Annotated in this window: 24 protein-coding genes; 10 read left to right on the top strand and 14 right to left on the bottom strand. The window is 71.1% G+C overall.

Going from position 1 to position 22,581, the window contains the following annotated elements:
* Positions 1-41: 41 nt before the first annotated feature.
* From resB to G6N26_RS14355, 3 genes are all read left to right on the top strand, one after another.
* On the top strand, positions 42-1,646 hold the full coding sequence (resB, locus tag G6N26_RS14365) for a cytochrome c biogenesis protein ResB (protein ID WP_083018419.1): 1,605 nt from the start codon (positions 42-44) through the stop codon (positions 1,644-1,646).
* Positions 1,643-2,620: a c-type cytochrome biogenesis protein CcsB gene (ccsB, locus tag G6N26_RS14360; protein WP_067164913.1), complete on the top strand. Its 978-nt coding sequence runs from the start codon at positions 1,643-1,645 to the stop codon at positions 2,618-2,620. Before resB ends, ccsB begins: the two co-directional genes overlap by 4 nt.
* 73 nt (positions 2,621-2,693) lie before the next feature.
* Positions 2,694-4,010: a MinD/ParA family ATP-binding protein gene (locus G6N26_RS14355; protein ID WP_083018359.1), complete on the top strand. Its 1,317-nt coding sequence runs from the start codon at positions 2,694-2,696 to the stop codon at positions 4,008-4,010.
* Positions 4,011-4,172: 162 nt separating this feature from the next.
* Here the strand turns inward: G6N26_RS14355 and G6N26_RS14350 are convergent, their stop codons facing one another.
* On the bottom strand, positions 4,173-4,334 hold the full coding sequence (locus tag G6N26_RS14350; RefSeq protein WP_008261085.1) for a hypothetical protein: 162 nt from the start codon (positions 4,332-4,334) through the stop codon (positions 4,173-4,175).
* Positions 4,335-4,380: 46 nt separating this feature from the next.
* Between G6N26_RS14350 and G6N26_RS14345 the strand changes: the two genes are divergently transcribed.
* Positions 4,381-4,752 (top strand): DUF4229 domain-containing protein, encoded by a 372-nt coding sequence (locus G6N26_RS14345; RefSeq protein ID WP_067166822.1) that lies wholly within the window; start codon positions 4,381-4,383, stop codon positions 4,750-4,752.
* 4 nt (positions 4,753-4,756) lie between these two features.
* Here the strand turns inward: G6N26_RS14345 and G6N26_RS14340 are convergent, their stop codons facing one another.
* Positions 4,757-5,764: a beta-ketoacyl-ACP synthase III gene (locus G6N26_RS14340; protein WP_067166826.1), complete on the bottom strand. Its 1,008-nt coding sequence runs from the start codon at positions 5,762-5,764 to the stop codon at positions 4,757-4,759.
* 81 nt (positions 5,765-5,845) lie between these two features.
* The gene (locus G6N26_RS14335) at positions 5,846-6,718 is read right to left on the bottom strand and encodes a 1,4-dihydroxy-2-naphthoate polyprenyltransferase (protein ID WP_067166830.1); all 873 of its coding nucleotides are present in this window, start codon (positions 6,716-6,718) and stop codon (positions 5,846-5,848) included.
* Positions 6,719-6,801: 83 nt separating this feature from the next.
* On the opposite strand from G6N26_RS14335, the gene G6N26_RS14330 reads away from it, so the two are divergent.
* On the top strand, positions 6,802-7,578 hold the full coding sequence (locus G6N26_RS14330) for an S-methyl-5'-thioadenosine phosphorylase (RefSeq protein ID WP_067166833.1): 777 nt from the start codon (positions 6,802-6,804) through the stop codon (positions 7,576-7,578).
* A complete protein-coding gene (locus G6N26_RS14325; RefSeq protein ID WP_067166836.1) occupies positions 7,575-8,603 on the top strand; it encodes an NAD-dependent epimerase/dehydratase family protein in 1,029 nt (342 codons plus the stop codon). The genes G6N26_RS14330 and G6N26_RS14325 overlap by 4 nt, the downstream gene beginning before the upstream one ends.
* A gap of 4 nt (positions 8,604-8,607) precedes the next feature.
* On the opposite strand, the gene G6N26_RS14320 is transcribed toward G6N26_RS14325, so the two are convergent.
* The gene (locus G6N26_RS14320) at positions 8,608-10,314 is read right to left on the bottom strand and encodes a DUF7937 domain-containing protein (RefSeq protein ID WP_083018357.1); all 1,707 of its coding nucleotides are present in this window, start codon (positions 10,312-10,314) and stop codon (positions 8,608-8,610) included.
* A 307-nt stretch (positions 10,315-10,621) separates the two neighbouring features.
* Between G6N26_RS14320 and G6N26_RS14315 the strand changes: the two genes are divergently transcribed.
* The 3 genes from G6N26_RS14315 to G6N26_RS14305 are packed head-to-tail and all read left to right on the top strand — an operon-like array spanning position 10,622 to position 13,689.
* Positions 10,622-12,361, top strand: a complete 1,740-nt coding sequence (locus G6N26_RS14315) for a hypothetical protein (RefSeq protein ID WP_083018355.1) — start codon at positions 10,622-10,624, stop codon at positions 12,359-12,361.
* 3 nt (positions 12,362-12,364) lie between these two features.
* Positions 12,365-13,027 carry a glycosyltransferase family 2 protein gene (locus tag G6N26_RS14310; RefSeq protein WP_067166846.1) on the top strand — a complete coding sequence of 221 codons (663 nt, stop codon included), beginning with the start codon at positions 12,365-12,367 and terminating at the stop codon, positions 13,025-13,027.
* Positions 13,024-13,689: a TIGR04282 family arsenosugar biosynthesis glycosyltransferase gene (locus G6N26_RS14305; protein ID WP_067166849.1), complete on the top strand. Its 666-nt coding sequence runs from the start codon at positions 13,024-13,026 to the stop codon at positions 13,687-13,689. The genes G6N26_RS14310 and G6N26_RS14305 overlap by 4 nt, the downstream gene beginning before the upstream one ends.
* Before the next feature lie 6 nt (positions 13,690-13,695).
* On the opposite strand, the gene G6N26_RS14300 is transcribed toward G6N26_RS14305, so the two are convergent.
* From G6N26_RS14300 to G6N26_RS14255, 10 genes are all read right to left on the bottom strand, one after another.
* Positions 13,696-15,036, bottom strand: a complete 1,341-nt coding sequence (locus tag G6N26_RS14300; RefSeq protein ID WP_083018354.1) for a hypothetical protein — start codon at positions 15,034-15,036, stop codon at positions 13,696-13,698.
* Between the two features lie 35 nt (positions 15,037-15,071).
* Positions 15,072-16,157, bottom strand: coding sequence for an o-succinylbenzoate--CoA ligase (gene menE / locus G6N26_RS14295; protein WP_232067599.1), 1,086 nt, complete (start codon positions 16,155-16,157; stop codon positions 15,072-15,074).
* A 68-nt stretch (positions 16,158-16,225) separates the two neighbouring features.
* Positions 16,226-16,528: a DUF3349 domain-containing protein gene (locus tag G6N26_RS14290; protein ID WP_067166858.1), complete on the bottom strand. Its 303-nt coding sequence runs from the start codon at positions 16,526-16,528 to the stop codon at positions 16,226-16,228.
* Positions 16,529-16,596: 68 nt separating this feature from the next.
* On the bottom strand, positions 16,597-16,908 hold the full coding sequence (locus G6N26_RS14285; protein WP_067166862.1) for a hypothetical protein: 312 nt from the start codon (positions 16,906-16,908) through the stop codon (positions 16,597-16,599).
* Positions 16,905-18,143, bottom strand: coding sequence for an inorganic phosphate transporter (locus G6N26_RS14280; protein ID WP_083018352.1), 1,239 nt, complete (start codon positions 18,141-18,143; stop codon positions 16,905-16,907). Before G6N26_RS14280 ends, G6N26_RS14285 begins: the two co-directional genes overlap by 4 nt.
* Before the next feature lie 97 nt (positions 18,144-18,240).
* Positions 18,241-18,648, bottom strand: a complete 408-nt coding sequence (locus G6N26_RS14275; protein WP_067166868.1) for a VOC family protein — start codon at positions 18,646-18,648, stop codon at positions 18,241-18,243.
* Between the two features lie 40 nt (positions 18,649-18,688).
* A complete protein-coding gene (locus G6N26_RS14270; RefSeq protein WP_067166872.1) occupies positions 18,689-19,585 on the bottom strand; it encodes an SDR family oxidoreductase in 897 nt (298 codons plus the stop codon).
* 29 nt (positions 19,586-19,614) lie between these two features.
* Positions 19,615-20,517 carry a 1,4-dihydroxy-2-naphthoyl-CoA synthase gene (locus G6N26_RS14265; protein WP_067166875.1) on the bottom strand — a complete coding sequence of 301 codons (903 nt, stop codon included), beginning with the start codon at positions 20,515-20,517 and terminating at the stop codon, positions 19,615-19,617.
* A gap of 13 nt (positions 20,518-20,530) precedes the next feature.
* A complete protein-coding gene (locus G6N26_RS14260) occupies positions 20,531-20,986 on the bottom strand; it encodes a nitroreductase family deazaflavin-dependent oxidoreductase (RefSeq protein WP_083018351.1) in 456 nt (151 codons plus the stop codon).
* An 11-nt stretch (positions 20,987-20,997) separates the two neighbouring features.
* Positions 20,998-21,921 carry an aldo/keto reductase gene (locus tag G6N26_RS14255; protein ID WP_083018349.1) on the bottom strand — a complete coding sequence of 308 codons (924 nt, stop codon included), beginning with the start codon at positions 21,919-21,921 and terminating at the stop codon, positions 20,998-21,000.
* 86 nt (positions 21,922-22,007) lie between these two features.
* Here G6N26_RS14255 and G6N26_RS14250 point away from each other — a divergent pair, with 86 nt between their 5' ends.
* A complete protein-coding gene (locus G6N26_RS14250) occupies positions 22,008-22,547 on the top strand; it encodes a TetR/AcrR family transcriptional regulator (protein ID WP_067166885.1) in 540 nt (179 codons plus the stop codon).
* Positions 22,548-22,581: the final 34 nt, after the last annotated feature.

Raw genomic sequence — 22,581 nt, 5'->3', positions numbered from 1 at the left:
TGATCGCCTGGACACGCAACACCTGGCGCGCGCTCACCTCGATGGGCACCGCACTGGTGCTCCTGTTCCTGCTCGCGCTCGGCGCGATCCCCGGCGCGCTGTTGCCGCAGCGCAACCTCAACGCCGGCAAGGTCGACGACTACCTGAAGGCCCACCCGGTGATCGGGCCCTGGCTGGACCGGTTGCAGGCCTTCAACGTGTTCTCCAGCTTCTGGTTCACCGCCATCTACGTGCTGCTGTTCGTGTCCCTGGTCGGCTGCCTCACCCCCCGGATGATCGAGCACGCTCGCAGCCTGCGGTCCACCCCGGTCGCCGCCCCGCGCAACCTGGCCCGGCTGCCCAAACACGCCAGCCACCAGGTCCAGGCCGGCGCCGCCGAGCTGAACGCACTGGCGAACTCGATCACCGACCGGCTGCGCGGCTGGCGCACCGCCATCCGCCACGACGACGGCGCCGACGCGGCCACCCCGGACGTCGTGGAGGTCTCCGCCGAAAAGGGCTACCTGCGCGAGTTCGGCAACATCGTCTTCCACTTCTCGCTGCTGGGCCTGCTGGCCGCGGTGGCCGTCGGCAAGCTGTTCGGCTACGAGGGCAACGTGATCGTCATCGCCGACGGCGGCCCCGGCTTCTGTTCGGCGTCGCCGGCCGCGTTCGACTCGTTCCGGGCCGGCAACACCGTCGACGGCACCTCGCTGCACCCGCTGTGCATCCGGGTCGACGACTTCGAGGCGCACTACCTGCCGTCCGGGCAAGCCACCTCGTTCGCGGCGAACATCGCCTACCAGTCCGGCAAGGACCTGACCGCCAACACCTGGCGGCCCTACCGGCTCGAGGTCAACCACCCGCTGCGGCTCGGCGGCGACCGGGTGTACCTGCAGGGCCACGGCTACGCGCCCACCTTCAGCGTTACGTTCCCGGATGGGCAGATCCGCACGTCGACCGTGCAGTGGCGGCCCGACAATCCGCAGACCCTCCTCTCCTCGGGTGTGGCCCGCATCGATCCGCCGGCCGGCAGCTATCCCACCCCGGCGGAGCGCCGCCAGCATCAAATCGCGATCCAGGGCCTGCTGGCGCCGACCGAGCAGCTGGACGGCGCGTTGCTGTCGTCGCGGTTCCCGGCCCTGAACGCCCCCGCGGTGGCCGTCGACATTTATCGCGGCGACACCGGGCTGGACACCGGCCGGCCCCAGTCGCTGTTCACCCTGGATCCCCGGCTCATCGAGCAGGGCCGGTTGACCAAGGAGAAGCGGGTCAACCTGCGCGCGGGCCAGGCGGTCCGGATCGACCAGGGGCCTGCGGCCGGCACCGTGATCCGCTTCGTCGGCGCTGTGCCGTTCGTCAATCTCCAGGTCTCCCACGACCCCGGCCAGACCTGGGTGCTCGTCTTCGCGATCACGATGATGGGCGGTCTGCTGGTGTCGCTGCTGGTGCGCCGCCGCCGGGTGTGGGTCCGTCTGACGCCTGACGCCGGTGGGGCACCCGGTACCGTGAACGTCGAGCTGGGCGGGCTGGCGCGCACCGACAACTCCGGCTGGGGCGACGAGTTCGAGCGATTGACCGAGCGATTGCTGGACGGATTGGGCGAGGCCGGGCGCGCCGAGACGCCCCCCGCGTCCCAAAGGAGTTCTCAGGTGGACGTCACATGAACACGCTGCACGTCAACGTCGAGCTGGCGCGCTACTCGGACTGGGCGTTCACGTCGGCCGTCGTCGCGCTGGTCATCGCGCTGCTGCTGCTGGCCTTCGAGCTGGCGTACGCCGCCGGGCGCCGCGCGGACCAGCGCGCCCGGGTCCTGGCCGGCGCGGTGAGCGCCGACTCCGCAACCCCCGGCGTGGTCGAACAGTCCACCCAGCGCCCGATCGACGAGCGCGTCGGGCGGGCCGGGTTGTCCGTGGTGTACCTGGGCATCGGCCTGCTGTTCGCCTGCCTGGCGCTGCGCGGCCTGGCCACCGTGCGGGTGCCGTGGGGCAACATGTACGAATTCATCAACCTGACCTGCCTGTGCGGGTTGATCGCCGGGGCCGTGGTGCTGCGCCGCCCCCAGTACCGCCCGCTGTGGGTCTTCCTGCTGCTGCCGGTGCTGATCCTGCTCACGGTGTCGGGACGCTGGCTCTACACCAACGCCGCGCCGGTGATGCCCGCGCTGCAGTCCTACTGGCTGCCCATCCACGTGTCGGTCGTCAGCCTGGGATCCGGTGTGTTCCTGGTCGCCGGGATCGCCAGCATCCTGTTCCTGCTGCGCACCTCGCGGTTGGGCGACGCCGGCACCGATACCGCCGCGGCCCGGCTGGTGCGGCGCTTCCCCGACGCGGAGACCCTGGACCGCATCGCCTACCGCACGACGATCTTCGCGTTCCCGGTCTTCGGATTCGGGGTCATTTTCGGGGCTATCTGGGCCGAAGAGGCCTGGGGCAGGTATTGGGGCTGGGACCCCAAAGAGACCGTGTCCTTCGTCGCGTGGGTGATTTACGCCGCCTACCTGCACGCCAGGTCGACCGCCGGATGGCGGGACCGCAAAGCCGCCTGGATCAACGTCGCGGGCTTTGTGGCGATGGTCTTCAATTTGTTCTTCGTTAATCTGGTGACTGTCGGCCTGCATTCCTATGCGGGCGTCGGGTGAGAGCGAACAACCGCCCCGAATAATGCACACAACGGAATAGCGCACGATCTAGCGCACAACAAGGGGGAATGCAGTGTCCGAGCATCCAACGGCGGGCGTGGGGGCGCCCGAACAACCAACCTCGCAAATTCCCCCACAGACGTCATCGGCGCCCGGCCAGCAGGACGCGGCCGAACCGCAGTCGGAGGCGGGCGGCTCGGGTGCTGAAGCCCCGACTCGCGCCTTCGCCGGATTCCGCACCGAACGCCGGGGCCCCGGCCCGGAGCACCAGCAGGCCGCCCCGCCCACCGCGCCGCGGCCCGGCGCCATGCCGCCGTGGGACTCCACGCCGGTCACCGGCATACCGCGCGTCGACCCGACGGCCTACGGCGCCTACTACGCCGGCCCGGACGCCCCGCCCACCCAGATTCAGGGGGCGCCGCAACGCCCGGAGCACCTGCCGCACACGCCGTACCCGGAGCTGTCCACCGGCATGCTGCTGCGACCGGTCCAGCCGCCGCCGTCCGACGGCTGGCGTCTACTGCTGTACAAGGCCTCCGGCGGGCTGATCAATCTGGGCGAAAGCCCGCGGGCCAGCCGCTACAACAACCTGGTCGCCCAGGTGAACCGGCCGTTGCGGGGCTCGTACCGGGTGGCTTTCCTGTCGCTGAAGGGCGGTGTCGGCAAGACGACGATCGCCGCGACGCTGGGCGCCACCTTCGCCTCCATTCGCGGTGACCGGGTGGTGGCCGTGGACGCCAACCCCGACCGCGGCACGCTGAGCCAGAAGATCCCGCTGGAGACCTCCGCGACCGTGCGTCAGCTGCTGCACGACGCCGGAACCATCGAGCGCTACAGCGACGTGCGCCGCTACACCTCGAAGGGTCCCAGCGGCCTGGAGGTGCTCGCGTCGGAGACCGACCCCGCCATCTCGGAGGCATTCAGCGCCGAGGACTACGGGCGGATCCTGGACATCTTGGAACGGTTCTACGGCCTGGTGCTCACCGACTGCGGCCCCGGCCTGTTGCACTCGGTGATGAAGTCGGTGCTGGACAAGGCTGACGCCCTGGTGGTCGTCAGCTCGGCGTCGATCGACGGCGCGCGCAGCGCGTCGGCCACGCTGGACTGGCTGGACGCCCACGGCCACGAGGACCTGGTCCGCAATTCGATCGCGGTCATCAACGGGGTGCGCCCGCGCCCGGGCAAGATCGACATGAACAAGGTGATCGAGCACTTCTCCCGGCGCTGCCGCGCGGTCCAGCTGGTGCCGTTCGACCCGCACCTGGAGGAGGGCGCCGAGATCGACCTGGAGCGGTTGCGGCGGCCGACCCGCGAAGCGCTCACCGAGCTGGCCGCCATCGTCGCCGACGGTTTCCCCGGCGACCAGCGCAACCCGGGAGTCCTGGGCTAGCGGCGGTCGCAAGCGCGGCGAGTCGGGCGTAGCGGGCCGCCGCCATGAAACTAGCGGCGGTCGCAAGCGCGGCGAGTCGGGCGTAGCGGGCCGCCGCCATGAAACTAGCGGCGGTCGCAAGCGCGGCGAGTCGGGCGTAGCGGGCCGCCGCCATCGGGCTAGCTAGCGCGGGTTGTTGTCGCCGTGGCCTAACCGCCGCAGGAAATCCGGATCGTCGTCGGGGCCGATCACGCGCGTCTTCGGTCGGTGGACCTGGGACCGCGCGGCACGCCAGCCGACATAGATCAGCGTCCCCAAAATCACGACGAGCAGCAGGTAGACCACACAACACCTCCTTCGGGCGAATATACCCGCGCCGTAGGCTTTGGCTGTGTCACAAGAAGGTAGCGACAACAGCAGCGGGGGCCCGGCAAACGGCGCGGAGGGCGAACCCGCCGAAAACCACGTCGTCATCCCCGTTTTGGCATACATGACGGCACGCTTGCTGCTGGCGGTCGTGCTCACCGCCGTGATCTACGGCGTCGCGCGGCTCGCGGGCATCACGCAGTTCCCTCTGGTGGTGGCCGCGCTGTTCGCGCTGATCATCGCGATGCCGCTGGGCATCTGGGTGTTCGGGCCGCTGCGCCGGCGCGCCACCGCGGCGCTGGCGATCGCCGGCGAACGGCGCCGACGGGAGCGCGAGCTGCTGCAGGCCCGGCTGCACGGGGACGCGGCGCCCGACGAGGCGCCCGAGGACGGGTAAGCGCTCAGCCGTTGGGCAGCCGGACGACCTGGGCGGCATAGCTCAGGCCGGCGCCGTAACCGATCAGCAGGGCCAGGTCGCCGGCCTTGGCGGCCCCGGTCGCCAGCACCTCCGCCATGGCCAACGGGATGGACGCCGCCGAGGTGTTTCCCGTGTGCTCGATGTCGTTGGCCAGCACCGCGTCCGGCCGCAGCTCGAGGCTCTTGGCCAAAATCTCGTTGATTCGGCTGTTGGCTTGGTGCGGCACGAAGACGTCGATCTCGTCGGGCCGGATCCCCGCCGCGTCCATGGCCTGCTGGCCGACCTTGCCCATCTCGAACGCCGCCCACCGGAACACCGCGCTGCCCTCGAGCCGCAGGTACGGGCGCTCGCCGGTGCGGTTGTCCAGGAAGTCGATCCACTCGATGTCCTGACGGATGGCCGTGGCCTGGCTGCCGTCGCTGCCCCAGACGGTCGGCCCGATGCCCTGCGTCGGCGTCTCGCCCACCATGACTCCGGCCGCGCCGTCGGCGAAGATGAAGCAGTTGCTGCGGTCTTGCATGTCGACGGTGGGTGACAGCTTCTCCGAGCCCAGGACCAGCACCTTGGCGGCCGTCCCGCCGCGAACCATGTCGGCCGCGACGCCGAGCGCGTAGCCGAAGCCCGCGCACCCGGCCGAGACGTCGAAAGCGGGCACGCCGCCCGCGCCCAGCGCCGTCGCGACCGCCGGCGCGCACGCGGGGGTCTGGGTGAAATGGGTGCTGGTGGCGACGATGACGCAATCGACGTCGGACGGCTCGAGGGACGCCTTGGCGATGGCCTCCCGCCCGGCTTCGGTCGCCATCGAGGTGACGGATTCGTCGCGCGCGGCGAACCGGCGCGTCTTGATCCCGGTGCGCGAATAGATCCACTCGTCGGAGGAGTCGATGTTTTCGCAGAGCTCGTCGTTGGTCACCACGCGTTCGGGACGGTATGACCCGACGCTGAGCAAGCCGATGTTGGTGGGCCCGCTGGTCGCGGAAATCTGCTTCATTGCGGTCCTTCGCTATCCCCGAGCAGACGCAAAAGTACCCCACCAGCGTGGTCTTCGGGGAGCTTTGCCTCTGCTCGCACTCTAGGTACCCATCGCCAGCGCCGCCGCCACCGCAATCGCCCACACCACCATCGCCAGACCGGTGTCACGCAGCACGGGGATCAGCTCGGGGCCGCCGCGCCCGGAGCGCACCGGGCCCATGGCGCGCAAGGCCAGGGGCGTGGCCATCAGCCCGGCGGCGCACCACGGTGTGGCCGCCATGAGCACCAGGGTCAGCACCCCGGCGGTGCCCAGCAGCGCCTGATACAGGATGCGGGTGCGGGCATCGCCCAACCGCACCGCGAGGGTGATCTTGCCCGACCGCGCGTCGGTGGGGATGTCGCGCAGGTTGTTGGCCACCAGCACCGACGACGACAGCGCCCCGACCGACACCGCCAGCAGCAGCCCCACCCAGTCAAACCGCAACGCCTGCGTGTACTGGGTGCCGAGCACGGCGACCAGGCCGAAGAACACGAACACCGCGACCTCGCCAAAACCGGCGTAGCCGTAGGGTTTCGAGCCGCCGGTGTACAACCACGCCCCGGCGATGCAGGCCGCGCCCACCGCGATCAGCCACGGCGCGCTGAACAGCGCCAGCGCCAACCCGGCCAGCGCCCCGACGGTCAGGCTCGCGACCGCGGCGCCCAGCACCGCCCGCGGGGCCGCCAGCCGCGAGCCGACCAGGCGCACCGGACCGGCCCGGTCGTCGTCGGTGCCGCGGATGCCGTCGGAGTAGTCGTTGGCGTAGTTGACGCCGACCGTCAGCGCGAGCGCCACGGCCAGCGCCAGCAGCGCCTTCCACCACACCGCGGATCCCAGCCAGGCCGCGGCGCCGGTGCCGGCGACAACCGGCGCCACCGCGTTGGGCAACGTCCGCGGCCGCGCACCGGAAACCCATTGCCCGAGATTGGCCACAACGTCATCCTGCCAGGTGCGGCCCGTGGGGCCGCGGGCCCCGCAGCCGCGGTCACGCCGGGGTCATGCACCACAATGGTCGGATGCTCGGAGTCATCGGCGGCAGCGGTTTTTACACCTTCTTCGGTTCCGACGCCGACGACGTCACGGTCGACACCCCCTACGGACCGCCCAGCGCCCCGGTCACCGTGGGCGCCATCGGCGGACACGACGTCGCGTTCCTGCCCCGCCACGGCGCCAAGCACGAATTCTCCGCGCACACCGTGCCGTACCGGGCCAACATGTGGGCGCTGCGCAAACTCGGCGTGCGGCGGGTGCTCGCGCCGTGCGCGGTCGGCAGCCTCACACCCGAACTCGGGCCCGGGGCCATGGTGGTGCCCGACCAACTGGTCGACCGCACCCGCGGCCGCGCCGACACCTATTTCGACTCCGGCGGGATCCACGTCGACTTCGCCGACCCGTACTGCCCGACGCTGCGCGCCGCGGTCACCGACCTGCCCGACGTGGTTGACGGCGGCACCATGGTGGTGATCCAGGGGCCGCGCTTTTCCACCCGCGCCGAGAGCCGGTGGTTCGCCGCGGCCGGGTTTTCGCTGGTGAACATGACCGGATACCCGGAGGCGGTGCTCGCCCGCGAGCTCGAAATCTGTTATGCGGCAATAGCGTTGGTCACCGACCTGGACGCCGGTGTGAGCGCGGGGGAGGGCGTGAAGACCGTCGACGTGTTCGCCGAATTCGAACGCAACATCGGACCGTTCAAGGCGCTGGTACGCGCGGCCATCGGCGGGGTCGCCGCCGACCGGACCTGCACGCACTGCCTGCCGCACACCGGCGTGACGCTGCCCGTCGAACTGCCATGAGGGTGCTGTTGACCGGTGCGGCCGGGTTCATCGGCTCGCGGGTGGGCGCCGCGCTGCGGGCAGCGGGGCACGACGTCGTCGCCGTCGACATCTTGCTGCCCGCCGCGCACGGCCCAAATCCAGTGTTGCCCAAGGGGTGTCACCGGGTCGATGTGCGCGACGCCGACGCGCTGGCCCCGCTCCTGGACGGCGTGGACGTGGTGTGTCACCAGGCGGCGATGGTGGGCGCGGGCGTGGACGCCGCCGACGCGCCCGCCTACGGCGGACACAACGACCTGGCCACCACGGTGCTGCTGGCGCAGATGTTCGCCGCCGGGGTGCGGCGCCTGGTGCTGGCGTCGTCGATGGTGGTGTACGGGCAGGGGAGTTATCACTGTCGGCGGCACGGACCCGTGGACCCGCTGCCGCGCCGGCGCGCCGACCTCGACGCCGGGACCTTCGAGCACCGCTGCCCGGTCGGCGGGGAGGAGCTGGCCTGGCGCCTCGTCGGCGAGGACGCCTGCCTGCGGCCGCGCAGCCTGTATGCGGCCAGCAAGACCGCGCAGGAGCACTACGCGCTGGCCTGGTCGGAGGCCAGCGGGGGCTCGGTGGTGGCGCTGCGCTACCACAACGTCTACGGCCCCGGCATGCCCCGCGACACCCCCTATTCGGGGGTGGCGGCGATCTTCCGGTCGTCGCTGGAAAAGGGCGATCCGCCAAGGGTTTTCGAGGACGGCGGCCAGATGCGCGACTTCGTACACGTCGACGACGTGGCCGCCGCCAACGTCGCGGCGCTACAGCACGACAAGGGTTTCCTGGCGGCCAATGTCTGCTCGGGGCAACCCATTTCGATCTTGGAGGTGGCCGCGGCGCTGTGCGACGCGCGGGGCGGTTCGCTGTCGCCGGTGGTCACCGGCCAGTACCGCAGCGGCGACGTGCGCCACATCGTCGCCGACCCGTCGCGGGCCTCCGAGGTGCTGGGCTTTCGCGCGGCCGTGTTGCCGGCCGACGGGCTGCGCGAATTCGCGTTCGCGCCGCTTCGGTGAACCGCTACGCCTGCGGCGGGCGGTAGATCTGGGGCCCCCGAACAGGTATCTGCCGCGTTCCACTGTCGTCGCCACGAAAGATCCTGGGGGAGCCGGCCAGTGGCGGGATCTCCGCGGTGGGCGGGTCGCTGTCCGCGCCGGGGCCCCCGGTGGGGATGCGGGTGGTGGCCGCGGCCGACGGCCCGGCGGCCTGGCCCACGCGGACCCGGGTGGTCGGCGCCGCGGCATTGGCGTCGGCCGCGCGCTTGCGGGCGGCCCGGCGAGCCAGGCGCCGCCCGCTGAGTTGTCCGGCCACGACGGCGGCCGCCAGGATGCCCAGCGCCAGCCCGCACAGCGTCACGTCGAAGGTGCTGGTGATCTGCTGGGCGAGATCGTTGCCGTAAACCGGATGCTGCGCAGGCGAATTGGGCGATTCCGCGAACCGCGGCGCCAGCGCGATGCCGACGACCACGCGGGCGACGCTGAGGGCGGCGACCAGCCCGCACAGCGACGAGACCAGTCGCGCGGAGATGCCGGCCAGGCGACGGCGCAGCCAGATCGCCAGGGCCGCGGTCACCAGATCGAATACGGCCAACACGACGCTGTCGTACCGGGAGAACGGATAGTTCAAGGTGATGCCGACGACTAGGTCGGTGAGCCGCATCGCGATCGAGCCGACGGCCCAAACGGCGATAAGCAGCAGGCCATTTCGGGTCGTGGACCGCCACGCGGATTCCTCCGCCGGCGACGGGCTGCGGCGACCGAACAGCGCCCGCGGCGCGAAGATGGCCGCCCCGGCCGCCCACGCCAGGTAACCCTCGAACCCCACCCCGGCGGTCGAGGTGTTCTGCGCGATGCCGTGGAACGCATCGAGGTCGCGCCCGACGGGCAGGATCCACACCAGGATCCCGGCGACCAACGCCGACGCCCCCAGCGCGACGGTGGACAGCCGGCTCGCCCGGGTGCGCTGCAGCAGCCATCTCGAGGCGACCAGCACCGCGACCAGCGCCACCACCCCGTACACCACCGCGGTGGCGATCACCGCGATGTTCTGCTTACCGAATTCCGCCGCGCCGCCGGTGCTTTGCAACGCGTAGCGCACCCGCCAGTACAGGTTGAAACCGAAGCTGAGCACCGCCGCGAGCATCGACACCGCGCCGATGATCCGGGCGCAGCGGTGCCAGCCGGTGTGCTCGTCCTCCGCCGGGACCGGCCCGGCCGGCACCGCTTGGGCGCTGAGCAGCGAGCCGGCCACACCGACCCACGCCCCGGGCCCCGCGCCGCCGGGCACGGTGACCGTGCCACCGAACCGGATGGTCTCGTACACGTCGAACACGACGACGGCGAGCACCAGCAGCAGATAGGGGGCGTTGAGCCCCAACCGAAGCCGCGCCGCGGACGCCGGGTTGAGCCGCGCTCCGCCCGACCGCCAGGAACCGGCCACCGCGACGGCGGCGACGGCCAGCACCGTCACCGCGAGCAGCACCGCGAACAGGACCGGATTGCTGTCGGGGATCCCGACGCCGAAGTACAGATTCCACGGCAGGAACACCGCGACGACCAGCAGCACCACCGCGGTCGCGTCGCTGACGAGGGGCCAGCGCCGTCCCGTCCCCCCGGCGTTCAACGTGCCGCCGGTGGCGTGCGGGCGGATGATGCGGGGCGCGGCCGCCTGCGGGCCCCCGCCGCCGATGGGGCCGGTTGGCGTGTCGTCGCTGCTCTGGCTCACCATGCCCCCCGGGATTCAAGGTCGACTACTTTCGGCGCAGTTGCCGGTGTCCGGCGGGGGAATACCCTGCCGAGCCACCTGCACTGCTCGCTTGCGAACATATTCTCCGTTCGGCTGCCGTGGCAGTGGCGGGGACCGGCCGCTGGGCGGAGGCGATTCCGCGGCGACCGTCCTGTCGTTCGAAAAGCTGGTTACGCTGCGCTAGGAGGCGAACCTTGTCGCCGAATGACTGATACTGCCGACGGTATCGCAAGTGTAATGATGCCGGGACATTGCTGGTTGCGGGGTAGCCGGCCGAAGGAGAAGCGGGATGGACGTCGTTTTGGGGGTCGCGGTCACCGGTCCCGTCGCCCGCTTGGCGCTCCTCGGGTCGGGCGCCCGGGGCACCGACGTGATCGACCAATCCGTCATCGATCTCGCTGACAACCCGCTCGGCACGCTCACCGAGACCGTGGTCGGCACCAATCGGTTGCTGGCCGACGAGAACCACCGGCTGGTCGGCACCCGACTGTGCTGGTCCGACGAGCCCCGGGCCGACCAGTTGCGGCGTGCGCTGGAGGATTCCGGCGTGCACAACGTCGCGGTGCTCTCGGAGTCGCAGGCGGTGGCCGCGCTGATGCGCGCGGCCGGGCGGCCCGGCGCCGCGCTCGTGATGGACGACGCGACGGCCACCCTGTCGGTGGTCGCCCCGGACGCCGGCGATCCCGACGCTCCGCCGACCGTGTTGGCCAGCCAGCCGCTGGCCGGTGCCCCGGACGCCACCGCCGCGTTCCAGACGATGATGGCGGACCTGCGCGCGCAGCCGGATGCGCCCGGGGAGGTGTATCTGCTGGGCGCCTCGCCCGACCTCAACCGGGTCGCCGACGAATTGCGCGACGCGTCCACCATGCGGGTGCAGGTCGCCGAGGACCCCACGTTCGCGCTCGCGCGCGGCGCCGCGATCGCCGCGGCGGCGGTGTCCGCGGGGGACGCGACGGCCATGGCGCCGGCCGTCGGCCTGACCGGTGACGCCACCGCCATGGCGCCCGCGGCCGGGGATGCGACCGCCATGGCCCCCGCCCCGGGGCTTACCGGGGACGAGACGACGGTCGTGCCCGCGCCGGACGCCGAGGAGCCGCAGCTGGCGTACTCGATGGCCGACGAGGAAGGCGTCTATCCGGGCGAGATGGACGAGTACGACCCGGAATTCGACGACTACGACTACGGCCCGGACTCCGGCGACTACGCCGATGTCGACGAGGCCGCACCGACGAAGCTGTCGCGGCGATCGTTGGTGATCGGCAACGCCGTGATCGCCTTCGCGGTCGTCGGATTGGCGTCGCTGGCCACCGCGATCGCCGTCGCCGTTGAACCGACCGCCAGCCGGCAGCCGGTGGTGGGCGTCCAGAACGGCACCCCGGGCAAGTTCATGCCGATCTTGCCGAGCCAGCAGCAGGCGCCGCTGCCCCCACCCCCGGCCGAGGCGCCCAACGCCGGGTTCCAGGGCGGCACCGTCCCGGCTCCCGAGCACGTGGCGCCCCCGTCCGGTGGGGGCCAGCAGATCGCGCCCGTTCCCGCGGCGCCGAGCAACCCCGGTGTCGTGCCGAACCCCGAGCCGGGCTGGGCGCCACGCCCGAATCCGATTGTGCCGGTTCCCATTCCGATACCCATTCCGATCCCGGGGTGGCAACCGCCCTACAACCCGCCGTACAACCCGACGACGCCCTACACGCCGCCGACCATCACCCCGTCCCAGCCTCCGACGACCACCTATTCGCCGCCGACGACCACGTATTCGCCTCCGACGACGACGTATTCGCCGCCCACGACGACCACGCACGAGCCGCCCACCACCACGTACTCGCCCCCGACCACGACATATTCGCCGCCGACGACCACGTATTCGCCGCCCACGACGACGTATTCGCCGCCGACGACGACGTATTCGCCGCCGAGCACCAAGGCCACCACCCAGGCGCCGACCCAGACGCACACCCAGCAGACCGCGCCGCCGACGCACTCGCAGCAACCGCTGTTCCCCCAGGAACCCCGCACCCACCGCGGGTTCTGAGGCGTGCCCGACACCGACGGCCTGGTCACCGTGGTCCTGCCGTGCCTCAACGAGGAGGAGTCGCTGCCGGCCGTGCTGGCCGCCCTCCCCGCCGGCTACCGGGCGTTGGTGGTCGACAACAACAGCACCGACGACACCGCCGGTGTGGCGGCCCGTCACGGCGCCCGGGTCGTCACCGAACCTCGGGCCGGGTACGGCTCGGCCGTGCACGCGGGCGTCATGGCCGCGGACACCCCGATCGTGGCGGTCATCGACGCCGACGGCTCGATGGACGGCGGCGACCTGCCACGGCTGGTCGCCGCGCTCGAGCAGGGCGCCGACCTGGTGACCGGCCGGCGCCGGGCGGTGCCCGGGCTGCACTGGCCGTGGGTGGCCCGCGTCGGCACCGTCGTCATGAGCTGGCGGCTGCGCACCCGCCACGGCCTGCCGGTGCACGACATCGCGCCCATGCGGGTCGCTCGCCGCGACGCGCTGGTGGGGCTGGGCGTCGTCGATCGCCGATCGGGTTATCCGCTGGAACTTTTGGTGCGCGCCGCGGCAGCCGGCTGGCGCGTCGTCGAACTGGACGTCAGCTACGGCCCGCGCACCGGCGGCAAGTCGAAGGTCAGTGGATCGCTGCGCGGCAGCATCACCGCGATCCTCGACTTCTGGAAGGTGATCTCGTGACCGCCCTGCCGGTGACCCTGCTGGTGGTCGCCAAAGCGCCCGAGCCGGGGCGGGCCAAGACGCGGCTCGCGGCGAGCGTCGGCGACCGCGTCGCCGCCGAGATCGCCGCGGCCGCACTGCTCGACACGCTGGACGCCGTGGCCGACGCGCCGGTGGCGGCGCGGGTCGTCGCTCTCACCGGGGACCTGGACCGCGCCGCGAGTGCCGACGACATCCGGCGGCGACTGGCGTCCTTCACCGTGATCGCCCAGCGCGGCGACGATTTCGCCGCAAGGCTCGTCAACGCGCACGCCGACGCCTCGTCGGACGGGCTGCCGGTGCTGCAGATCGGGATGGACACCCCCCAGGTCACCGCCGAGCTGTTGACCGGCTGCGCGCGCCGGCTGCTCGAGGCCCCGGCCGTGCTCGGGCCAGCCCGCGACGGCGGCTGGTGGGTGCTGGGCGTCGGCGCACCGGCGATGGCGCAGTGCTTGCGCACGGTCCCGATGTCGGTGCCCGATACCGGGGAACTGACCCTGAAGGCGTTGCGCGACACGGGTGTTGACGTCGCGACGGTGCAGACGTTGGACGACGTCGACGTCGTCGGCGACGTCGCCGCGGTGCGCGCGGCGTGCGCGCCCGACAGCCGCTTCGCGCGGATCACCCGCGCCGCGGGCCTGTAGCCGTTGCTACCAGTTCGTCAAGATGATCGTGTTGAGCGCCAGGGCACCGACGGCGTTGAGCGCCAACCAGATCCGGTGCGACCGCATCGGCAGCAGCGCTGCCGCGGCGGTGAGCCAGACGGTGAACGGCAACCAGATGCGTTCCACCTCGGCCTTGCTCAGCATGCTCAGGTCCGCACACGCGATGGCGACCAGCACGCCGCACAACAGCAGGTGAAAACCGGAGCGGCGGCGGATGGCGGCCCAGTCGAACACCCGGGCGACCCCGGCGACGCCGCCCAGGCCGATTGCGCACACCACGCACGCCAGGTTGGCCCAACTCCAATACTGAAACGGCCGGTCCTTGGCGATTCCCTGCCAATAGCGTTGCTGCACAAGGTGATAGCCGTCGAACCAAGAGAACCCCGCGACGGCGAACGCCGCCGCGACCGCGATCGCGGCCAGCACCGCCGGGCCCAGGGCCCGCAGCATCGCGCGCCGGCTCGGCGCCGACACCAGCACCGCCAACGCCGGCAACCCCATCAGCATCAGGCCGTAATTGCAGAACACGCCCCAGCCCAGCAGCAGCCCGGCGCCGGCGGCGGTCAGGGCGGGCGAGCGCACCGGGCGGTGCACCGCCACTGCCAGCAGCGCGATTCCCCACGCGGCCACCCCGGCGAAGTATCCGTCGGCGGACACGGCCACCCAGATCGCCGTCGGCGCCAGGGCCACGAACGGGGCCACCCGCCGCGCGGTCGCCTCGTCCGCCAGCGCGCGCACGGCGATCACCACCGCGGCGGCCGCGCTCGAGCCGATCAGCAGGCACAGCAGCCCGGCCCAGGCGCCGCCGTGCAAACCGATGCGGTCCAGCCAGACGAAGGTCAGCAACGCGCCGGGCGGATGCCCCGACACGTGGGTGGTCCACGAATGCGGTTGGTAGTCCACGATCCGGCTGGAGAACGTGCGCAGCGTGCCCGGGATGTCGGTGATGCCCGGCACCTGCGACAGGTATTCGTCCCGGGTGGTCAGCCGCCCGGCGAACCCGCGCTGCCAGCCGTCGATCATCGCCAGCGCGAACGCCCACCCGGCGGCAACGGCCCAGCTGCCCAGCGTCAACGCGCGCCACGAAAGTCGTTGCGCCAGAATCGGTCCCCACCCGACGGCGGCCACGGCCAGGGCGATCGCGGGCCCGGTACCCCAGCCGGCGTGGATCAGCCACTCGCCGAAGATGGGCGCGGCGCCGGCGTGGGTGGCGAACTCTTCTCGCCCGATGTCGAGGCGGGGCCGCACCCCCAGGTGCATCCGGGGCAGCAGAAACGCCGCCGCCACCAGCACCGCCCCGGCCACGACCGCGACCGCGTCGCGCACTGCCTGCCGTCGAGCGAGCCTCACGGACGCACAGCCTATTGATCGCTCGCGCCGCCGAAGCGGCGCACCAACGCCGCGCGGTCGACCTTGCCGATGCCGCGGCGCGGCAGCGCGTCGACGACGTGCGCCTCGCGCGGCGCGGCGGTGGCGTCCAGGGCGCTCGTCACCTGCGCGCGCAGCGCCTCCAGCGCCGGCGTCGCGTAGCCGTCGCGCACCACGATCGCGGCGATCACCCGCTGCCCGAGGCGTTCGTCGGGCACCCCGAACACGGCGCACTCGCTCACGGCGGGGTGGCCGCACAGCGCCGCCTCGACCGGTTGCGGCAGCACGGTCAGCCCGCCGGTGCTGATCGCGTCGTCGGCGCGGCCCAGGACCGTCAGCACGCCCGCGCCATCGATGGCGCCGAGGTCGTCGGTGATGAACCAGCCGGGCTCGGCGAAGGGGTCCGGGTCAATCGGGTTGCGGTAGCCCTTGGCCACCGTCGCGCCCCCGATGACGATGCGCCCGTCGGCCACTTTCAGCCGCACCCCGGCCAGCGGGACGCCGTCGTACACGCACCCCCCGGCGGTCTCGCTCATGCCGTAGGTGCGCACCACGGTGACGCCGGCTCCGGCCGCGGCGTCCAGGACCGGCCGCGGGGCGGGCCCGCCGCCGAGCAGCACGGCGTCGAGTTCGGCGAGGGCGGCCGCGGCCGCCGGGTCGGTGAGCGCCTTGGTCAACTGCGCGGCGACCAGCGAGGTGTATCGCCGGCCGGATCCCAAAGCGCCGATGGCCCTGGGCAATTCGGTGACATCGAAGCCTCCGGTGACATCCATCTCGACCGGCGACGTGCCGGCGAGCAGGCTGCGGACCAGCACCTGCACCCCGGCGATGTGGTGGGGCGGCAAGGCGAGCAGCCAGCGGCCCGGCCCGCCGAGACGGTCATGGGTCGCGGTGGCGCTGGCCCGCAGGGCGGCGGCGGTCAGCAGGGCGCCCTTGGGGATGCCCGTGGTTCCCGACGTCGCCGCCACCAGGGCCACGTCGTCGTCGATGGCTTCCCCGACCCGCAGGCCCGCCCGCAGCGCTTCCGATTCGCGATCGTCGGCGATGGCCACCAGGGCGGGGTCGCTTCCCTGCAGCACGCCGTCCAAGGCGGGCAGCAGCGTGGCGGCCGCCGCGCCGGGCGGGACGTGCAGCGCGCGCAGTACGGCTATGCGGGATCCCCGGCCTGGTCGGCGTCGTCGAACGGCCAGCCCTGGGCCGCCAGCCGCACCCGTACCCGCTCGACGTCCTCCGGCGACGGCAGTTCGTCGGTGATCTGGGTGATCAGCACGCCGATGTCGACGTCGTCGAACTCGCCGCGTCGAACCAGCTCGCAGGCGACGGCCTTGGCTTCGTCGTTGGACAACCGGCGCGCCAGCAGCGCGAGCACCGGGAAGGTGTCGGTGGGTGGCACGCCCTCGGGGTAGCCCGCGCGGAGCCACGAAACGATGGAATTGAGAAATCCGTTCACGCGGATACAGCTCTCCCCGGCGTCCGGTTCGCCAACTCGGTGGGCAACTCGGTGGGCATTGAACGATGCTACTTGGGTTTCGCTCCGAGCAGCGGATAGCCAGTGTGATGGGCGATGAAGTCGCGGGCGATGTAGAGCAGGGCCAGCGCGATGACCGCGATGACCAGCGCGTAGATGGTCCACGCCAACGCGGTCAGCATCGGGTTGCGCCGAGGGGCGCCGCCGTTGCTGGCGCCGTCCACAGTGATGTCGCCCGCACCCTCCGACTGCAGCCGGATCCCGAGGGCGAACAACCCCGGCAGGGCGGCGCCGGCCAGCATGGCGAAGACCAGAATCTTCAGGCTGGCCTGGTAGTTGAACCAGTCGCCGATGTGGCTCATGAGGCGTTCGCTTTCAGCGACGGGTCGTCGGAGTCGTACCGGGGAGGCATGCCACCGAGCGGGGGTCCGTCATCGCGGGATGGCAGTTGGTCGGCGGCCTGCAGCCCGCTGGTCAGATCGCCCTGCCATTCGGCGTTGACGTTGTGGTGGTCGACCTTGACCTTGCGCGACCGGATGTAGATGGTGGCCGAGACCGCGACCAGCAGCGCGAAACCGACGATCGCCCCGGGGTAGCCGCCGATCAGGTGCACGACCCCGTACGTGAAGGCGCCGACCAACCCGGCCAGCGGCAGGGTGACCAGCCAGGCCACCCCCATGCGGCCGGCGACACCCCAGCGGACCTCGCCGCCGGGCTTGCCCAGCCCGCTGCCCAGCACCGAACCGGTGCACACCTGGGTGGTCGACAGCGCGTAGCCGAAGTGGGCGGAGAGCAGGATCACCGCGGCCGAGGAGGACTCGGCGGCCATGCCCTGCGGTGACTGGATCTCGACTAGGCCCTTGCCCAGGGTGCGGATGATGCGCCACCCGCCGAGGTAGGTGCCGGTGGCCATCGCGAGCGCGCAGCTGACGATGACCCACAGGGGCGGCATGGTGGCGGTCTTGCTGACCGAGCCGTAGGAGATCAGCGCCAGGAAGATGATGCCCATCGTCTTCTGCGCGTCGTTGGTGCCGTGGGCGAGCGAGACCAGCGACGCCGAGCCGATCTGGCCACGCCGGAATCCCGCCTCCGTGCGGGCTTTCGGGACGCCGCGGGTGATCCGGTAGACCAGCCACGTGGCGACCGCGCCGATCGCGATGGCCAGGATCGCCGACACGACGGCCGGGATGATGGCCTTGGAGATGACGCCCTTCCAGATCACGCCGTGCGCGCCGACGGCGGCGATCGTGGCGCCGACGATGCCGCCGATCAGGGCGTGCGAGGAACTCGACGGGATGCCCAGCAGCCAGGTGAGCAGGTTCCAGACGACGCCGCCGACCAGGCCGGCGAACACCAGCTCCAGCGTCACGATGTTGGAGTCGATGAGGCCCTTGGCGATCGTGGCGGCGACGGCGGTGGACATGAACGCGCCCACCAGATTCAGGACCGCCGAGAGCAGAACCGCCGTTTTGGGCTTGAGTGCGCCACTGGCGATAGAGGTCGCCATCGCGTTGCCCGTGTCGTGAAAGCCGTTGGTGAAATCGAAAGCCAGTGCCGTGATTACGACAATGATCAAGAGGAACAACTGGATGTTCACAGGGCCTGATTCTGGTGGTAGGGGCAATCCATTGTCGAATGCGGCGTGACCTGAAACGCGGGTGTATTTGGAGTCGTCGCCAGATGTTACCTTTCAGTTAACCGGAATTTCCCTGCCGTTCACCTCGGGTGTCGCGGCGTAACGGGTGCTCCGGGGGGATCTGAATGAAAATGAGCGTGATTCCGTCGGGATCGAGCACGTGCATCTCGTGCAGGCCCCACGGCTCCTGGCGCGCCTCGCGGGCGATCGGCACGCCACGGCCGCGCAGCTCGGCCTGGGTCGCCTCGAGGTCGCGCACCTGCAACCACAGTGCGCCCGGGAACGGGCCGCGGGAGTGGTCCGGGGAGCCGTACCCGGCCAGTTCCAGCAGCGACTGCCCCGCGAAAAACACTGTGCCGCCGCCGTATTCACGCGCTATCGCCAGGCCGATCTGGTCGCGATAGAAGGCCAGCGACTGCTGATAGTCCGCAGGCCGCAGCAGCATCCGGCTGGCCAGGATCTCCATAACTCGTGTCTATCACACGGCCCTGATCGAGCCGGTGCGCTCAGGTGTCGCCCTTGCGGTTGGGCTGGATGCTCTGGCGCTGCATGACGGCGTTCACCCAGCGGGGACCGAAGGTGTCCAGCGCCTTGGCGGCGATCGCCATCCGCGGCGCGATGCGCACCGGGCGGGTGCGGGCGGCGGTGATCATCCACTCACCGGCCTCCTCCGACGTCAGCGCCGGCATGCCCTGGTAGGCCTTCGTGGGTGCGATCATCGGGGTGGCCACCAGCGGGTAGTACAGCGTGGTGGAGTGCACACCCTGGTCGCCCCACTCGGTTTCCACGACCCGGCTGACCGTCGACAGCGCGGCCTTGGACGCGTTGTACACCGAGAACAGCGGCGACGCCTCCGAGAGCACCCCCCACGTCGAGACGTTGATGATGTGGCCGTCGCCACGTTCGATCATCCCCGGCGCCAGGCCGCGGATCAGGCGCAGCGGCGCGTAGTAGTTGAGCACGATGGTCCGTTCGACGTCGTGCCAGCGCTCCAGCGACTCGGCCAGCGGGCGGCGGATGGACCGGCCGGCGTTGTTGATCAGAATGTCGATGCCGCCGAGCCGTTTCTCGACGTCGGCGACCAGCGCGTCGACGGCGTCCATGTCCGAGACGTCGCACGCGATCGCCGTGGCCTCACCGCCCGCCGTGGTGATCCGCTCGGCCAGCGCGTCCAGCAGCTCCTGGCGGCGGGCGACGACGACCACCGTGGCGCCCTCGCGGGCGAACTGCTCGGCGGCGGCCTCGCCGATCCCCGACGACGCCCCGGTGAGCAGGATGCGTTTGCCCGCCAGCTCGATCGGCTTGATCAGGGGACGGTTGACCAGCACCTGCGGGGCCATCGGTGGCCGCATGGTGGCCAGCACGAACTGGTCGGCGATCCGGCGAAAGGGACTCTTGCTCACGGGACGCGAGTCTAGGCGCGCGGGCGGCGTCAGAAGTACCGGGGAAACCGGCTCCAGTCCGGGTCCCGCTTCTCCAAGAAGGCGTCACGGCCCTCGACGGCCTCGTCGGTCATGTACGCCAGCCGGGTGGCCTCGCCCGCGAACAGCTGCTGGCCCACCAGACCGTCGTCGAGCAGGTTGAACGCGAACTTCAGCATGCGTTGCGCCTGAGGCGATTTCGCGTTGATCTCGCGCGCCCACTGGATGGCCTCGGATTCCAGCTCGGCATGGTCGACGACGGCGTTGACCGCACCCATGTGGTGCATCTGCTCGGCGGTGTAGGGCCGGCCCAAAAAGAAGATCTCGCGGGCGAACTTCTGGCCGACCTGGCGGGCCAGGTACGCGCTGCCGTAGCCGCCGTCGAAGCTGCCGACGTCGGCGTCGGTCTGCTTGAAGCGGGCGTGCTCGCGGCTGGCCAGGGTGAGGTCGCAGACCACGTGCAGGCTGTGCCCGCCGCCGGCCGCCCACCCGTTGACCAGGCAGATGACCACCTTGGGCATGAACCGGATCAGCCGCTGCACCTCGAGGATGTGCAGCCGTCCGGCGCGGGCCGGGTCGACGGTCTCGGCGGTTTCGCCGCTGGCGTACTGGTAGCCGCTGCGCCCCCGGATGCGCTGATCGCCGCCCGAGCAGAATGCCCAGCCGCCGTCCTTGGGGGAGGGCCCGTTGCCGGTCAGCAACACCACGCCGACGTCCGGGGACATCCGCGCGTGGTCGAGCACCCGGTAGAGCTCGTCGACGGTGTGCGGCCGGAACGCGTTGCGCACCTCGGGCCGGTCGAACGCCACCCGCACCGTCGGGTCGTCGACGTGCCGGTGATAGGTGATGTCGGTCAGGTCGCCGAAGCCGTCGACGGGACGCCACGACTGTGCATCAAAAGAGTTGTCACTCAACGTTTTTGAACTCCTATGCCGGGTCCAGCCGAAATACCGGACACACGCCGGCCAGCGCCTCGAACTCTTCGGGACGACCGTCGGTGACCAACCCCGAGCGTTTCATGAAGCCCACCCCGGTGGGCACCTCGGTGGGAAACGCGCGCAGGAACGGGCGCGCCGCGTCGGCCGACAGCTCCACCATCCGCACCCGCTCGCAGTGCCGGCCGCGGGCCAGCGTCGCGTACTCGGCGGCGCGGACGTTGCGGATCCAATCCGCTCCCGGAAATCCGCCCACCACATAGCGTTTGCCGTCCACCGTCATCGGGGTCACCGGTGTCGACCGCGGTGTTCCGGACTTGCGGCCGGGCACGGTCAACACCACCGGGCTCTCACCGCCGAAGCTCAGGCCCAGCCGCGACATCCGGATGAAGACCTTGTTGGCCGGCTTCAGCCACCACGGAGGCTTGATCGGTGCGCCGCTTCCCATAGGCAGCGACGTTACCTCTGAAAGGGCTCGACGCCATGAGGCCGGGGCTCGGTCGCACCCACGGCGTCGAGCCGCGCCAGCGCCCCGGCGTCCAGGGACACGTCGGCCGCGGCGATGTTCTCCTCGAGGTGGGCGACGGAGCGGGTGCCCGGAATCAGCAACGTATTCGGTGCGTGCGCCAGGATCCACGCCAGCCCGACCTGGGCGCCGGTGACGCCCAACTCCCCGGCGATACCCGCCACCACCGGATCGTCGGCGACCTTCGGGAATCCCGGGAACGCCGAGCCGAGCGGAAAGTACGGCACCCACGCGATGCCCTCGGCCTGGCACAGCTGCAGCGTCGCTTCCTGGGAGCGGTCCAGCAGGCTGTAGGCGTTCTGCACACAGACGATGCCCGCGGGCAGCGCGCGCCGCAGCACCTCGAGCGGCACGGCGCTGATGCCGATCCCGCCGATCTTGCCCTCGTCGCGCAGGGCGATCATCTCGGCCAGTTGGTCGTCGAGGTCGACGATCTGGTCGCCCTCGGCGGCCAGCCCCGGGCCGAGGTCGAGCCGGCGCAGGTTCACCACCGGGATTTGGTCCAGGCCGAGCTGGCGCAGATCGTCTTCGACGGCGGCGCGCAGTTCGGCCGGCTTCTGGGCGGCAGCCAGCGGAATGGGTTGTGCGCCGGTGTAGCGGGCGCCGACCTTGCTGACGATGACGAGGTCGTCCGGGTAGGGGGCCAGTGCCGCGCGGATCCGGCGGTCCACCTCGCCGGGGCCGTAGAACGACGCGGTGTCGATGTGGTTGACGCCGAGTTCGATCGCGCGGCGCAGCACGGCGGCCGCGTCGTCGACGGTTGGTGCCTCGAACAATTGCATGGCGCCGTAGCCCATGCGGGCGACGGATTGCGTGCCGAGAGCGCCGATGCCGCCGGGTTGGGGTTGGTCTGTCATGGTGCTCCCTTGATCGTGAGACACTGAAACAAATGCGGAGGGACCTCCGCTTTCGTCAGCGTAGCAGAAACGGAGGATCCTCCGCTTTGGTGGGAAGATCGGATGCGCGCCGCAATCGCGAGCGGCTGCTCGAGGCGGCCACCGCGGCATTCACCGAAGGGGGCGGCTCGGTCTCGCTCGAGTCGATCGCCCGCGACGCCGGTGTCGGGATCGGCACGCTGTACCGCCATTTCCCCACTCGGGAGGCCCTGGTCGAGGCCGTCTACCGCGCCGAACTCGCCGAGGTGGCCGCGGCCGCCGAGCAGCTGCTGAAGCGGCATCCGGCCAAGACCGCGCTACGACGCTGGATGGATCGCTACGCGGGCTTCGTCGCCGCCAAGCGCGGCATGGCCGAGTCCCTGCAGGCCATCTTCGCTTCCGGTGCCCTCGCGCCCACCCAGACGCGCGACAGCATCGTCGGCGCCGTGGAGATGCTGTTACAGGCGGGTGCGGACGACGCGACCCTGCGCGCCGACGTGCAAGCCGACGATGTGGTGTCCAGCCTGATCGGCATCTTTTTAGCCAGCAGTTCGCCGGAGCAGACCGGCCGCATGCTCGACCTGCTGGTCGCCGGCGCGACGGCCTAGCCCGCGAGACGCCCAACCTTTCCGCGTCCGATCT

The organism is Mycobacterium marseillense, assembly GCF_010731675.1.
Classification (GTDB): domain Bacteria; phylum Actinomycetota; class Actinomycetes; order Mycobacteriales; family Mycobacteriaceae; genus Mycobacterium; species Mycobacterium marseillense.
Note: the sequence above shows the minus strand (reverse complement) of the source record. Positions and strands in the feature narration are given on the sequence as shown.